General features: G+C 43.4%; 10 protein-coding genes and 1 pseudogene. 2 read left to right on the forward strand and 9 right to left on the reverse strand.

Annotated elements, in window-relative coordinates; genetic code table 11:
* Position 1 precedes the first annotated feature (1 nt).
* Together M1D52_RS22015 and M1D52_RS22020 are read right to left on the reverse strand one after the other, a co-directional pair.
* Positions 2 to 3,223: a SusC/RagA family TonB-linked outer membrane protein gene (locus M1D52_RS22015; protein WP_437393562.1), complete on the reverse strand. Its 3,222-nt coding sequence runs from the start codon at positions 3,221 to 3,223 to the stop codon at positions 2 to 4.
* Between the two features lies 1 nt (position 3,224).
* A complete protein-coding gene (locus M1D52_RS22020; RefSeq protein ID WP_457941590.1) occupies positions 3,225 to 4,322 on the reverse strand; it encodes a TlpA family protein disulfide reductase in 1,098 nt (365 codons plus the stop codon).
* 1,169 nt (positions 4,323 to 5,491) lie between these two features.
* On the opposite strand from M1D52_RS22020, the gene M1D52_RS22025 reads away from it, so the two are divergent.
* Positions 5,492 to 6,079 carry a hypothetical protein gene (locus M1D52_RS22025; RefSeq protein ID WP_437393564.1) on the forward strand — a complete coding sequence of 196 codons (588 nt, stop codon included), beginning with the start codon at positions 5,492 to 5,494 and terminating at the stop codon, positions 6,077 to 6,079.
* A 404-nt stretch (positions 6,080 to 6,483) separates the two neighbouring features.
* On the opposite strand, the gene M1D52_RS22030 is transcribed toward M1D52_RS22025, so the two are convergent.
* The 5 genes from M1D52_RS22030 to M1D52_RS22050 form a co-directional block, all read right to left on the reverse strand.
* On the reverse strand, positions 6,484 to 6,840 hold the full coding sequence (locus M1D52_RS22030) for a hypothetical protein (RefSeq protein ID WP_437393565.1): 357 nt from the start codon (positions 6,838 to 6,840) through the stop codon (positions 6,484 to 6,486).
* Between the two features lie 264 nt (positions 6,841 to 7,104).
* On the reverse strand, positions 7,105 to 7,467 hold the full coding sequence (locus tag M1D52_RS22035; protein WP_437393566.1) for a hypothetical protein: 363 nt from the start codon (positions 7,465 to 7,467) through the stop codon (positions 7,105 to 7,107).
* A gap of 149 nt (positions 7,468 to 7,616) precedes the next feature.
* Positions 7,617 to 7,760 carry a hypothetical protein gene (locus M1D52_RS22040; protein ID WP_437393567.1) on the reverse strand — a complete coding sequence of 48 codons (144 nt, stop codon included), beginning with the start codon at positions 7,758 to 7,760 and terminating at the stop codon, positions 7,617 to 7,619.
* 103 nt (positions 7,761 to 7,863) lie between these two features.
* Complete coding sequence (locus tag M1D52_RS22045; RefSeq protein ID WP_437393568.1) at positions 7,864 to 8,358, reverse strand: hypothetical protein; 495 nt, start codon at positions 8,356 to 8,358, stop codon at positions 7,864 to 7,866.
* A 17-nt stretch (positions 8,359 to 8,375) separates the two neighbouring features.
* A complete protein-coding gene (locus M1D52_RS22050; protein ID WP_437393741.1) occupies positions 8,376 to 10,895 on the reverse strand; it encodes an RHS repeat-associated core domain-containing protein in 2,520 nt (839 codons plus the stop codon).
* Positions 10,896 to 11,253: 358 nt separating this feature from the next.
* Between M1D52_RS22050 and M1D52_RS22055 the strand changes: the two genes are divergently transcribed.
* A complete protein-coding gene (locus M1D52_RS22055) occupies positions 11,254 to 11,508 on the forward strand; it encodes a hypothetical protein (protein ID WP_437393744.1) in 255 nt (84 codons plus the stop codon).
* Here the strand turns inward: M1D52_RS22055 and M1D52_RS22060 are convergent.
* Together M1D52_RS22060 and M1D52_RS22065 are read right to left on the reverse strand one after the other, a co-directional pair.
* Positions 11,400 to 12,074, reverse strand: a pseudogene (locus M1D52_RS22060) (DUF6443 domain-containing protein); the annotation flags it as partial. The gene M1D52_RS22055 and the pseudogene M1D52_RS22060 sit on opposite strands and share 109 nt — an antisense overlap.
* A complete protein-coding gene (locus tag M1D52_RS22065) occupies positions 12,052 to 15,015 on the reverse strand; it encodes an RHS repeat domain-containing protein (protein ID WP_437393569.1) in 2,964 nt (987 codons plus the stop codon). The gene M1D52_RS22065 and the pseudogene M1D52_RS22060, both read right to left, overlap by 23 nt.
* Positions 15,016 to 15,032: the final 17 nt, after the last annotated feature.

The raw sequence follows: 15,032 nt of genomic DNA on the forward strand, positions 1-15,032 counted from the left end.
ATTAAAATTGTGCACGTATACCGAGCGCGTAGGTTTTAGGGTTTGGCATTAAAGGAAAGTCCGGATCAATGCCTTGCTTATTAGCCTTCCATAATAAGCCAATGTTGGAAAAGTTCGCAAATAACTCGACATTGCCTTTGGAAGCTTCAGACTGCCATGGTGCCGTGAATCTATAGGAAAGATTCACAAATTGCAGGCGGACATGACTGCCATCGGTTACCAAGGCCGTACTATTATTGTAGAAAGACGATCTTTCATTCGATGCATTCGGAATCATTGAAGGGACATCAGTAATAAGTTCGTCTCCCGGTTTTAACCATCGCTTCGCAAAATCTCTGTGCCCGCGACCAAAGTTATATAGCCCGTAGTAATCGATACCGGTTCTTCTGAAGAAATAACCTAATTTATAACTGATGTTGATTGCGAGCGACCAATTTTTGTACGTAAAAGTGTTAAGAATATTGCCGAAATACTTAGGCAGGGCATTTCCTCCGAAAGCGAGCTCATCCACTGATGTCTGTGCAGAAATAGCCAGATAATCTGAAGAAGGTTCACCATCTAGGAGTCCCAAAGGCGAGCCATCCACATTACTTACACCTGCAAATGCATACGAAAGTATAGCGTACACCGGTCTCCCTTCTATTGCGCTTATTAACTGACCGTCACTTAGATAAAAACTACCCAATCTCGAGTTCAGATAATAACGCGTGACACGGTCGGTATTATAATTGAAGTTAATACCCGTATTCCAATTAACCGCTCCCTTTATCCACCGCCCATTCATCTGCAAGTCCACACCCCTACCCACCATATTAGCCACATTCTTCACCACGGTGCCCAGCCCGTTTGTATAATCATTAGGTGCTACACCGAATAGATCCGTTCCCTTTTTACCATAATATTCGATACTTCCCGTTAAAAATCCGCTTCCGATGGAGTAATCGACTCCGATATTCCACGTTGCGATCTTTTCCCATCTCAACTCAGGGTTGGGAAATTGACTGATATTCGATTGCGGGAAGTTTGTAAAAGTAGCACCTGCACCCAGATAGCTAATAGTTGTAACGGCAGAACGGCTGTTATCCACATTACCGCTATAGCCAAAACTGGATCTCAGGCTAAAGTAATCAAGCCATTCCGAGCGAAAGAAAGATTCTTTGGCTACATCCCACTTCGCTCCCAACGACCATAAAGGAACCCCTTTTTCATTGCTTTTTACGCCGAAAAGGTTGGAAGCATCTTTACGTGCACTTGCTGATAAGGTATATTTATTTTGATAAGTATAAGAAGCGTTGACAAACAGCGAGGTATAACGCAGTGTCCTTTCCGATGCACTCACGCCATCGGGAATGAACTCCCGCGAGCCGGTAACCAAGTTCGTATAGCCGTTCAGGTAGTCCGTTTTTCCGTAGGTCAACAAATCCTCATCGTATCCATAATTCCTATAACTGTTGGAAGTCGTAACAATTTCACGGATTTCGGCCCCGCCCAGTACATGGAAGTCATGCCTTCCGGTGGTAATATCATAGTTCAATTGCGCGCGGGCATTCGAAGCACGAACGGTTTCATACGTATTGGACAGAATCCCTCCCTTGGGAACAATATATTTCACACTATGGTTATTATAGTTAAGTACACTGAACCGGTTGATCATATCGCGTGCAATAAAGCTATTTTCATTCTGCAGGTCAGCGGTTTCACCTAATTGCTTCTCATATTGATACCTGATACTGCCACGTAAGCCCTTTGCGATGGCATACTCCATTGAAGCAGTCGCGAGCAGGTGCTCTAATTTGCTTGATTGGTATGCATTGGAACTCTCCGTTAAGGGATAATATTTCCAATCAAGTAAAAGCCCCTGTCCAACGGTGTCGGTAAACGGCTTCCGATAGATGTCCAAGGGCTTTGTTAGGTCTGTATAGGGGTAAATCGTCCTTCCATTGACCACGTTGGATACCCCACTATAGCCATGTCTTCCGGAACTTCCCGAATTGCGCGTATAACTCAACGTCGTATTGACATTCAGTTTATCGATCAGCTTAATAGTATGATTGGCTTTCAGGTTAGTCCTTGTAAATTTTTCGCCCAAGGTACCCACGTTGCGATCATAACCTCCGGAGAGGTAGTAACTAACTTTTTGCGAACCACCACTGAGACTTAAAGCGTGTTGCTGGTTCACTCCCGTCCGATAAATGTACTGATCAAAATCACGTCGCACGTCTCGTCCACTCAAATGCGCCAAACGCTCTTTGAGCATGTCGCCTGTTAGTTTTCCATCCCGGTTAAGGATCAATAATTCTACAACCGGCGAAAGCGCTAACCTGTTTATATCAATTTCACGTTGGTCATAAAAACCCTGGTTGAACAGTACCGTCTCCACTTCAATAAAATCAGCTGTTGACATTTGGTCGTAGTAGTACAGATCCGGTTTACTTATTACATTAACGTTGCTATTATAAAAGACCGAGGTAGGCTTTGCAATTGCTCCTTTTTTTGTAGTAATTACAATAACTCCGTTGCCTGCGCGAGTGCCCCAGATAGAGGCGGCGGCAGCATCTTTGAGAATACTGATATTTTCGATATCGTTGGGGTTCAGGTTCGCCAGATCACCTTCGTAAGGAAAATCATCCACTATAATCAATGGGTTCTTGGGGCCGTTAATGGTACTTAGCCCACGTACGGTAACTGGCGTCCTATTGCTGTTTTCATCAAACAGCACGCTGTTGCTGATCCCTTTCAGCCGTTGCAAAGCGTCTGCCCCGATCTGCAGGTTTAAGTTTTTCCGATCGATAAAGGTAAAGGCCCCCGTAGCCCGCTCCCTTGGTATTTTCTGGTAGCCCGTATTAACAATCTCTACTTCCTGAAGGCCTACCATTCGTGGAGTTAAGACGACCAACAAGGTGTCGGCATTTGTCAAATCCCGAATAATGATCGTTTTGGGTTCGTAACCTAAAAATGTAAAACTAAGTGCAATATGAGCTGTACCTGCGGGACGTATCGAAAAGCTACCGTTGTTGGCCGATACAGCCGAATTACCCGAAGTTTCCTCTTTAATATTAACGCCTTCCAGCGATTTACCGGAGATTGAATCAAGGACAGTTCCAACAATTGTCTCGTTAGGGGGTGCACTATTTTGTGCGTATAATTTGACGGTGAAACTCGCAAAGAAGAGTGTAATGCAAAAACCGACCGATCTATAGGCTTTCGTAAGGTTATTGTACATACTAATTTCGTTTAGGTTTGGCTGAGATAATAATTACCGGTTCAGTTTTTCGCAGCATGCTGTTATAGAGCCTTTTTTTTCGTTGGCAAAGACCTAAACGGTTATTCAGGTCGACAAGCATTGCTTCATTTTGTGCCACAACATCCCCCGCTGTGACCTGCTCATAACAGAAAAGGCTTTCGCCCGTAAACGGTTGGCCGGGCAATTCAAATACGAGCCGTTCATGCGGGCTGTTCAATGCCCTGCGATAAAGTTCTTTAAGCGGACGGTTAATAAAGTATCTACGTGTCAGGTTGTTTAATTTTGACACACCCTCTTTACTTCCCAGCCCGTCTATTTCATTGCAAAAGCTTACATTGTTAAATCCTTTTACTGCAAACTCTTTGTTTGCCACATTACACAGCAGAGGAATTTGCGCATTAAAATCAAGTATATCCACTTTCTGTTGTGCATGTATCTCGTCACTTGAAAGCAATTGCCTGATATTTGTTTCACTTATATCATTCGCCCTCGTTGCTGTATAAAAGTTATTTTTATAAATCCAGACGTAATGCGGGATCAGTTTATGCGCGAAATACGTGCTGAGTATACTGTCCCCATAAACAGTGGTCAACTTTAGTTCGTTAACTATTCGGTTACTTTGTAGGAAAGGCAGCAACTTATCTTCCCGCTCATAAGTAACGGGCAATACCACCATTTCCTCTTTAAAACGCTCTCTTACACTATCCACCTTTGGCATAGCGGCAATACAGGCCGTACACCACGTAGCCCAAAAATCGAGGATAATGAGCTTTCCTTTATAATCATTCAGCTTTACCGTGGTACTTCCCTCCTGCCCTGCTTTTACCATTTGCAGAGGCATGTGCCATAAAGCTTCCGGAATGGTATTTCCTATTTGTAGCGGTTTAATGGAATCCGTGGATAAAGCCACGCCTGTGGCAGCAGAGTTGCCTACACCCCGCTGCCCGGCGTGTGCCAAACAAACACAGAACAAGACGTTTAAGGCTGTAAGGTATATGGTATAGGGCTTAAGGTAGTTAAGAGGTATAAGGTGTAAGCTGTAAGGTTTAAGGGTGTGCAATGGCCTTCCTATTTTCATGATTTCGTAAGCCCGATTTTGCGACGAAAAAAGGTATCTAGACGTGCTTTTCCAGCACTTTTTTATGCAAATTTTAGCGGTAAAAAAGCACCAAAAAATGCCTTTGACCCTTCTTAAGCCCCATTTTCCTGTAACTCGCGAGTTACAGGTAGTTTTTTCAGTACTTTTTTGTATACGCAATGGTCGTAGCGAAAAACTGCTCGTTGAGAAAAAAACAGTATTTATCACTAATCGCTCACACTCCTGCCTACGGCAGGCAGGCATCATTAGCGAACGCTTGCGCGCCGTACCTATTCTATATATTCCAGAGAGGGCTTGAACTGATACTTTCCCAACAGCACACACCCCTCCCATTAAGCGTAAAAATGCTTTCATTTTGGTCGATTTAATTCGATTTAGGTGCTAAAATCTTAAAAAAACCGACCCCATGTCACTAACAAGGCACAATTATTTGCGGGTTTGAAAGAAAGCCACTATCTTTAGAGGTAATTGCAATAACCAAAAGATCTGACCTACTCCAAGCCTAAGCGAACAATCGTTTTCTTATTGGAATAGGATCGGTGACAGACTAGGATATGGCTTTTTATAGCCTACTTCGGGTTGAGCTTTTTGTGCTTCTCCCCTATGCTATCCACAGCCTGTTTATCTTTTGGCTACCTTATTCGGGTGACGAAATTATGTTCTTTAAGTGATTTTTAAACGGTTTGGAATACACCCATAGCCCGCCATTCTTAATGGTAAGCCTCGCAAATGATTTGCGGTTTGGGTAAGTGGTCGGTTTGGTTTGTATCGTTCTCATAATATTTAGAGTTTATGTAAACGATGTCCCAAGAAAGCAATTGAAGATCATTTTGAAAAACACAAAAGGCTACCTTCAAAGCTTGTATCTGCGGGAAACGACCAAGTAACCCTTTTTCATAACCACAAGTGTTAAGAAAATTGCCAATACAAGACTTACATGAAGGCAGCCCTTTGGATAATATCTTAACAAAGATAATAAATCCAAAAAATTGGGCGCACTTCACGGTCTTTTCGCTGGCATTTTTGGTCGTTTTCGCAGACGAAAGACATCGTTACAAGTAGAGCTTTATCCTCTACTCAATGTGTGTCGCTATCAATACAAAACAAAGATAAACAATAAAATATAGAAAACAAAATTATTATATATTTTGAAAAAAATAGAATATGATGCCGATAAAGAATTTGCAAATCGAATTGAGAAAGCATTATCACTTTATGGGTTGGAAGAGGCTGATTTAGGAAAATTGATCGGCACTAATGCTACCGATATAAAAAATATCTTAAACTTGAAAAGAACTCTCGGACTAAAAAGGGCTAATAAAATTTCCGGTGTTTTTGGTATGAGATATTTTCAATTTGGCAATCCAGGAATTAAGTTTCTCCCAAAAGAACAGTTGCCGATAAGAACTATTGATGCGATAAATGAACGTCTAGAAAAGGGGCCTTCAACTGTCGAAATAAACACTGATCTCGAACTTCCCTTTTACACAATGGAGGTTCTTAAAAAAATTGACGTAACGGGTGAATTTACGCCTAATGCAATTCACGAAGAACTTCCCGAAGAGATAAGATCTCAAGTTGGAGCCAACCGTATTACGGTATTGTTCAAGACTGGTAGTTTAAAAAAATATGTGGAGTATGCAAATAAGAAAGACGGAAAGCGACATATTTATAAGTTTATCTCTCCAGACAGTAAAAAGCAAATGGAAAAAGCTTTAAAGAACAAAAAGGAATAAAAAACTCCCAAAAAATATGCTGAAAAAGTGAGTGAGCGATAAACCGTTGAAAACCTAAATAAATCTCTATGAAAAAATTTGTCTAAGAAATTAAACAATTACTAAACCAAGCGAGGGAAAAAACCTATAAAGCAACCAACACTGCAATGGTCGAAACCTATTGGTCAGTAAGCAAACGGATTCTTGAAGAAGAACAGCATGGAGCCCACTGTTTTACCTCACCTTTCCCGCTATCTCTCCAAATTCAGTAGACACTATCTGTTAAAGCTATACTATCTCATTATCAGTTACTTACAACAGAAACACCCGCAACTATTATCTTAAAGAAGCAGCAGAAACATGCGCAATAAAAAGGCCCCGGCAGTTTGCCGAGGCGTTTTCTCTATATTTTTTAGGCCTAAGCTTTATTCAGCGTTATACAGATCATGCAAATAGTCCTCATTTGGGTCATTCAATATAGATTCACCGCCACCATTCTTGTAGATCAAAGCAAACTCTCGGTTTTTATCACCATCTGCTATAGCCCTAACGCCATCTATCACACATAAAAAGCCAAAAACACCATGATCTACCGACAGCTTTACGATATCAACAACCATATTCTTGCCTGCAGCATCCAATCCGTTATACCATTCTGACAACTTTTTATATAGGTCTTTCGGCTTTCTTCCCGGAGGACTCTCCAGAGCAGAAACAACTCCTTCGACAGACGATTCTGTTACTGCAATCTTTAACGCATCAACAAATTGTTCTTGAGTCATAATCATTTGTTCTATTCTTTAAATACGTTAGGATATGTTATTTCGTTCAGATTGATTAAATCCATCATACTCGTAATAAGAGTACTCGCAGTATTATATATATATATTCCGGCACCGCCGCGTTTTGTTTGACTTCAATGGCAGCCTTTTTTAATGTAATCAATACCACTTTATAGTTTCCAGACTGTGGTTACCCTCCAAGTAATACTCAAGCAAACCTGACAGGGTAGCTAGGCTCAATATACTTAACCTATAGTTTCCTCTTTAATCACCTAATGGAAGTTTGACTTGCCATTTTTGGGCACCATTTTTACTTTCTACCAAGAGAGTAACACTGTCTGCCCATTTCCACTTAACGTAATACGCCAATTCTCCCCAATTCGGTTCAAGCGATACAACAACATCTCGGCCTATCTCTTTTCCCTGCTTATCGAACAGCACCCAGAAGAGCCTGAAAGAGTCAATATCCCACTCGCACCATAATCCGATCTTATACTTACGGTCAGGTGAAGCCTTAAATTTTTCTCCTATAAAAAACTTATATTCCAAGCCTACTGCAAAGCAGTTATTATAAGCATCTAATAAAGGATCTATAGCCCAGCCTTCACGCTCGGCAATCATTATCATCCCTTTGTGAATTAGCTCAAGTTGTATCTTTTTCTTATTAAACTTATTCGCACGGAAATATTCATCAACATTCAAAGTGAGATTAATTGATTTAAGTTCATTCCAATCGCCATAGCTAAACTCCTTATCGCCCCAATCATTAGAAACATTTATACTACATTTTCTAACACGTCCTGTTCAAAATCTTTTAATTGAGACCAATAAAGCTCTGAAACGCACCAGGATTCGACATTAAACTGCCTAATATTTCCGTTATTAAACTCCGCTCTTAAATCTATTTGTCCTAAACTCATTTTTTACTCGTTGCCTACCCATCGGTGAGCAGAACAATACCATCAAAAAATCTATTGGTTTTACCAGAAGCTAATCCCATAGCAGCTTCCGCAATAAAGCACTTTATTCTATTTTATAAGTACCACTGCCGTCGAACTCTACCCCGGAATTTATCCCTGGTGAAATAATAATGGCAATGTCAGATAAGTCGAAGTTATTCACGATAGAACCCCAATAAGCCACATTTAATAATTCGGTTGAAGAATCCACCAACTCATTGTAATCGAATTTTGAGGTAAAATCGACAAATACTCTTTCATTAACAAAAACTATTGCACCTGAATCTGTAGAAAACGCGTTCCTCTCTTTGGGATCTATTTGATCATAATCAACCTTTTTAATTTTATCAAGAGTAAACACCCTTTCCTCGGGTGTATATTCTGCAAAAGGAGTGTCGGTATAAGGAAAAACGTTACTTCTGATTGCGTTAAGTATATCTTCATTTATAAGATTAGAAATTTCTAATCTTATCTCATTGATATACATCGCGTCTATAACAATATATTTAATGTTAGGTAATAATTCTATAGGTTCTTTATCTAACGAAATATTTTTCATAATCTTTTTTAAGGAAATTACTTATAGGGGACATATTGCAAATGTTCCAATCCATATCTTTTCAATAACCCCTCTGCGTGATGAAATATTTCAGAAGGTGAAGCATTAGGATTTGCTTTTATGAAATCAATCCATTGTTTATTCCATTCACCTGGAAGTTGTGCTCCTAACCCTTTACCATGAACCCCTTTTAAATGGGTAGACTGACTTATTTGAATAGCATAATCATCTATATTTGAAATACCGCGTTGAGCAAACCATTTTCTAAATTGTTGAGGTAAAACATGATGTCGATGTAATTTACCAGCTGTTAATAAAAGCTGTCCTCCACCCTTTGCAACAAATAAACCCCTTATTCTCTTTAGCAAGTTTATCAGCGCCGTAGGCTTACCTATTCCGAAATCAGGAGGCAGTCCCATTAATGGAGTCCTTCCTAAAGATCTACCATTTACATCGTAACTGAAACCGTTCTGGCTTCGCCCAAATGTATACACTCCTGCTCGATTCCAAAAACCGCTCACTGGTCCAATATCAGGACCAGTGATACTAATCGCCAAAGGACCTGCACTCGCTGTAACAACCGCAGCATCAATGGGTGTGCTATTCAAACTGCCATCATCCCCTTGAATATCGTCTCCAGCTTTTGGTGTCGTTCTATTGTCGTCCCTTCTTATGGTATCTAATCCCATAAAGTCCCCATAGGTTATCGGGTTCCCCAACACATAGTTATATGGCGTAAATTCGTGATGGTTCTCTGCAAGTGGATCTACCCCTGCCCACCTTCCTATAACAGGATCGTAGAAACGGAATCCAAAATCATAAGCCTTCAGCTTGTCCTGAAATTCTTGACCGTTGTAAAGATAGTTATTTTTTGGACTTGGTTGGCCGATTTTCAATTGGTATTGCAACCCGAAAGGATAATAATCCGAACCGAAATTGGCCGTGGTCGCTACGGCATCCGTTCCCTTGAAGCCCGAGCGGCTATTGCCCAGGTGGTCCTTCAGTATATATTCATAGCTGTAGCCACCTGTACCCTTCAGTATCCGGCCCTCTTCCATATGGATCAGTTCCAGTGCCGTGCCACTGTACTCGATCCCGTCAATATAATCCCGCGTCTGCCCGTTGATGCCGTTGATGCTCCGCAGCTTCCGCCCGCTGCCATCGTAAATGAAGCTTACCGTGGTACCGTTTGCCGTAACCGTCTGCGGCAGATCCAGGTAATTGTAAACGGTTGCCGTAATGTTGTTCGCTGTATTGGCCGAGTTTACCCGTGTCTTCATGTTGCCGTTGGCATCGTAGGTATAGGCCGTTGTCCCCGCCAGCATATAGGCAGCCCCGGTATTGGTACTCCGGTCATTCACCGAGGCCAGCCGTCCACCACTGTAACTGTAGGCAAGACTATCGGCAGTCAGTCCGTCACTCGCCCTGCGGTTCAGCGCCGTGATGTTGCCCAGTTTGTCATAGGCGATCTCCTCACGGCCCTTTCCGCCTGCCATGATCCCTTCACGCAGCCGGTTTATTGCATCATAGGTATAACTGTAGGTACCGGCGGCGGTGGTTCCGTCCGTATGCTTCCGCGAGAAAGTCTGGTAGGCAATGTTGCCGTTATAGTATTTCGCTGTACCGGTATTGTACTGCAACTGCAGCTGCATCAGCTCCGAATTGGCATAGCGTAGCCAGCCCCGTTCGTTGTAGGCATAGCCTATCCGCTGCCCGAAGGTACCGCCCTGGTCTTCGCTGTGCAGCTGTTTTGCCCGCAGCTGTCCCACTTCATTGTACTCATTGCGTGCAACCAGCGTTTTGGCCCCGCCCGTTACCGTCTTCCAGGTATCGAGCAACCGGTCACGGTGATCATAGGTATATTCCGTGGTCACCGTCAACGCTGCCGTGGCAGCACCCGCATAATGGTTGCGGGTGCTCTTCTTCAGCTTGTGCGTAAAGGTATATTCGTTGATGATATCGTCATAATTGTTCAGGTTATAGGCCCCGCCTTTATAATGCTGGCTCAGCGTCCGTATATTGTCGCCCCGCTCGTCATAGTAGTACACCGTCCATAGGTAAACATTATTCGAGCCGATCACCTTTGTCTTTTTGGCGACCAGCAATCCCTGGATCTTTGCCGAGACACCTGCCGCCGTAGTCTTATTGAGATTGTCGGGCAGGCCGATGCCGTCATAGCGGTCGTAGTAGTTTACCTCCAATATATCGAAAAGTGAGGCATCCTGCGGCATGGCGTTATTGGTATAACCATGCAGATTGCCCGTGGCACTGCTGCGCTGCTCCCAATGGGTCGGGTGCGCCGATATCCACCGGTCGATCTCCGCCTGCGTCCCTACACGGCCCTTCTCCCAGCCCGTGATGATCATCCGCCCCAGCCCGTCGTATTTGTAGAAGCGGTGGTATTTTTTTCCGCTCTCGTTGGGGAATACACTGTAAGCCTCCGTCGAATCACGGGCCGACATGTGGAATACCAGCTGGTCCAGCGGGTTATAGTTGAAGTATTCCATCCCCTTGGCAGGGACTTTTTTATGTGTCATCCGGTTCCGCCGGTCGTAACGGTACTGGTAACAGTAGGCATCCAGCGTTGCCTGTGCGGGAAGTGCCGCATCCGCATTCGAGATCGGCGTCAGCACGAAGCAAAGGTTACCGAAGTCATCGTACACGTAATAGGTGCTCAGGATCTCGTTTACATCCGTCGTTCCGCTCTTATAGGTATTGAAGGTCCGTTTCAGTACCACCTTGCCCTGTTTATCCGTATATTCCTCCGTGGTGTTCAGCCGGGAGGCAAAGGTGCCGCTGCCACCGGCCCAGTTTTCGTCCTTCCTCACCGTTACGTAGAGCTGGTTCGCTCCGTAATTACCGGTCAGTGACAGCTTGGGAACGCCAGCTGCATAAGTGACAGTATACAGTTTGGCCAGCCGTGTATTAGCTAAGTCGGTAATGCCCGTTGTATTATTGGTGGTATATTCCGTCACAATGGTACGGCCAGTATTGGTGCCTCTTGTGCCCGGTTGCCAGACAGCACCCGCAAAACCCTCCTCCAGCACCCGGTTCAGCGGACTGGCCTCGTATACAGGCCTGCTGAATGAAGGGGTGGCGCCGCTTGCCGGTTTGGCGATGGTTACCACCCCTGTCGGCGGCGTATTATAGAAAGTAGCCTGTTCGGTTACCGCGGCCGATCGATAGGCACCGTTCCCCGTTGCCGTCGTGGCGTAGGGCAGGTAGCTCCGGTCTTCCCGCCCGAAGGCATCGTAACTCTGGGCACTGATGATATCCTTATAGCTCGGGCTTGCCTTGGTGCCGATTGTCAGAACAGGCCGCCCCAGCCCGTCATAGTAGCTGATATCTTCCATGATCTCACTGGTCTGCGGTGTGGCCGAGACCGTGGGGCTCAGATACGTCCGCGTTCGGATGTAGTTCCGGTCTGCACTGGGGCTGCTGCCCAGCGCCATGGGCGGTAATATGCTCGTGATATAGGCATGGAAGCTCGTCGTGCTGAAACCCGGTTTCAGTGTAATGCTCACCGGGTCCGTCTTTACACCTGTTGTGGGCGTGCTCAGCACCAACTGTGCCGATGCAGCCAACGGCAGGGTCAGCGCGGCCATCGCTCCGATGAAAAGCTTTTTGATTGCTTTCATATTGATACGTTTAAGGTCAATAAATAGCGTATGTTTATTTCCTGTTTTCATGACTCTATTGCCTGTAATGGTATTCATAGGTTCCGGTCGTTTTGCTCTGGGTATCCTTTGTTTCCTTCAACCTTCCAAAGCCATCGTAGTTGTAATAGGTGGTCCTGCCCGAAGGGTCGATGTTACTGCTTATGCCGAAAAGTGGTCTATAGGTGTAGGAATTCATAAGTCTTCCTCCGGTTGATATAGTCGACCGCAAAGGCAATAAGAAATTCGTGACTTCTGCATCCGTTGGATTAACTTTATTCCGGAAAGTTTCTATGGCAGAGTTACCGTTTAGAGCCGCTTCTACCGCACTGTATTCCAGGTTCTCGATCTTTGCTATCGGATACAGCCCGTTATAGCCATACACATACGATATATGTGGTGCTCCCGGCTTTGAAACACTTAAAACATTACCCAGATTGTCGTATCGCAAATAGTTTAATTTAGCTTCCATTATAGTGCTGCTACCCAGCTGAGAGTATTGTGTTTCGGGCAGAAAAAAGAAGTCTGACAATTTTTTGTAACCAACAAGATTACTGAACACACGTTTTCCTCCCTTTTCGAGAGTCTGCTGGATAACCGTCGTTTTATAGTTCGCTTGATCCATTTGTGCTATAACCTGGTTTTGGGCCGTAGTAAGAGCAGACCTATTAGGAATCGTATTGTTGGTATAATAATAGCTTTCCTTATAAGTTCCCTCATCGCTAGTCAATGTTGTTTTCTCTGCCAGATTGTAAGGTCTTGCAGCATCGTATGTATAAACTATTTTTTCAACTGTACTATCAGCTGCACTATAAGTTGCGGTGAGCGTCTCGGTCAACGAGGTATTGTCAGTAGTGATATAATACGCACTATATGCTATTGGAGAACCAAAAACATTTAATAGTGTACCCGTTGTAGTGGAAGGTCCCGATGCTGTAAAATCAGAATTCCGCTCGTTATCGATCGTCTTAAAACGTTTAAATGGCACTGCAATGTATCCCTGGATATTAGATACGTATGGTTGTGCGGGAGAATAAATATTATTGATTGATTTTACAGGTTCATAACCGCTTCCAACTCGCTTGAAAATCTGTTGCCGAAGGAGTCGTGGAGCTGAATATACAAGTCTATTTACACGCAGTACGTGAAATTCCGATATTGGTACAAGACTTAACCGATTGTTGTTTGCATCGGGAAAATACTCGTAATGGTATTCGGTTTTACCTTCATTGCTGAACTCTATTACTTTCCCATACCAGACGGGTGTACTGTTGTTCGATATATTCGCATTGGGGGAAAACGTACTAATCGTACGCGAACGTATCGAAAAATCCAGTCGATCAACAAACGGGTCCGGCTCGCGATAACATAATTCCGTTTCCTTAATAAAATCGTTCCCAATTGGATAGTTACCTGCTGTATAATGTGCGTCTTCGTATTGGTAGCTCTTTACAATCGTTTGTCCGGAGACAGGGTCAAAGGATTCTGTTGACGTAACCCGTAAACCGGCGCCGATTTTTTCAGTTCCGTTTATGATAAACTTATGAGGTTCGTATTTTAAGGTGAAAATACCGCCCGTGGGATAGGTGATAGATTTAAGCGATTTGGCCTCCATACTTGTCGCACTTGGTTCGCGAAAAGCTCCACCCACCATCGTTGTAAAACTCGTACTTCCAAGCGTTCGCATTTGCAATTGAAAGCGTGGTATATTATTCTCGTTCCCGGCATTATTAAAGAATCCCCACCAATCAATGGACGTTTGTGAAAACTGAGAGGGTTGGTTATAATAGTCTAGATTATAGGCTCCTTCTCCACTGATAGCAACCTGTGTGAGAAAATTAGACGCATCGTTCGAGAGCGTTACAGTTCGGTTTGTTGCCGGTATCGCAATAGAAGACAGCCGCTTTCTGCTTCCAATATCTGTATAGTTGAATGTTATGGTTTGATCTTTTGATCGAATAACCGATGGCACTTTCAGTTCCCTGGCCGGGTCAGCGGAAGGCGAAATGTTATATGCAACATTATAGCCTGCCCCTCCTGTTTTTTGATTGACTTTGGTACGTATTTGAGTAAGGTCTCCGAAATAGACCTTTCCATTATCCAAAACACTACAATAGGACGGAGTAATTGTCGGGTACTCCAGTATAGTCGTATACTCTATGGATATCTTCTCCCCATTCGGTAGAAGGATCTCCTTTAGCATCCAACCTGTTATTACATTTGTAGTACGGGCATCCGAGAATTCTTGAAAGTTTGCTTCATTTCCAAAAATATACTTCACACCTTTATCATCCATTACCTCAAAACCCGAGAAAAGAGCACTTGTCCCTGAATTCACATTGACGACTATAGGCTTGATAGCTAGCGGATTGTCCGGTATACTTTTAGCTTGGAAAACGCCATTAATGTATTGAACGATGAAAGAGCCATCCAGATTTGGCAAATGGATCGAAAAAATATCATATTGCCCGTCTTCGGTAGTATTCACATCCAGATAAGACGCCGGAAGGGCTAGATTTACCAATCTTTGTTGAAGCTGATCAAATGTTAAATTACCAGGATCAAACCCACCCTTTACCGGATATTTATCATCTGGCTTTCCCATAATGGTTCTGGAAATTTTGAATCCGGGAAATAATGACCAGCCATAGCCAACTATACCCGGATGATCCTGTATTTTTATACCTGACGAATGGTATCGCAACGAAATAGGGATTGATAGATTTCTCAACTTCAATTCATAGAGCGGTATGGTTATATCGACCAGACCAGTTGCATGGGAAACAGGATATCCTAAAAACTTTTGCAACGCCTTGGAGGTGGGCGCAGGCTCGATAACATTGGGAAACAAGGATTTATACGGATCAACTACACTTTGGGCTACAGCGTGTAACAGCGTAAACCAAGTTAGAATAACCGTTAAAGACCATCGGCTTAATGCTCTCTTTTTCCTTTTTCTACCTTTCGGCGGTAAATTGGTATCTATTAAGCTAGTTAACATATTTAATATATTATGTT

This window comes from Olivibacter sp. SA151 (genome assembly GCF_054130995.1).

Excerpts from the sequence above, each read along its gene's own strand:
- M1D52_RS22020 (WP_457941590.1), bottom strand. The coding sequence starts at position 4,322 with ATGAAAATAGGAAGGCCATTGCACACCCTTAAACCTTACAGCTTACAC.
- M1D52_RS22065 (WP_437393569.1), bottom strand. The coding sequence starts at position 15,015 with ATGTTAACTAGCTTAATAGATACCAATTTACCGCCGAAAGGTAGAAAA.
- M1D52_RS22035 (WP_437393566.1), bottom strand. The coding sequence starts at position 7,467 with ATGATAATGATTGCCGAGCGTGAAGGCTGGGCTATAGATCCTTTATTA.
- M1D52_RS22040 (WP_437393567.1), bottom strand. The coding sequence starts at position 7,760 with ATGAGTTTAGGACAAATAGATTTAAGAGCGGAGTTTAATAACGGAAAT.
- M1D52_RS22015 (WP_437393562.1), bottom strand. The coding sequence starts at position 3,223 with ATGTACAATAACCTTACGAAAGCCTATAGATCGGTCGGTTTTTGCATT.
- M1D52_RS22030 (WP_437393565.1), bottom strand. The coding sequence starts at position 6,840 with ATGACTCAAGAACAATTTGTTGATGCGTTAAAGATTGCAGTAACAGAA.
- M1D52_RS22050 (WP_437393741.1), bottom strand. The coding sequence starts at position 10,895 with ATGACACATAAAAAAGTCCCTGCCAAGGGGATGGAATACTTCAACTAT.
- M1D52_RS22045 (WP_437393568.1), bottom strand. The coding sequence starts at position 8,358 with ATGAAAAATATTTCGTTAGATAAAGAACCTATAGAATTATTACCTAAC.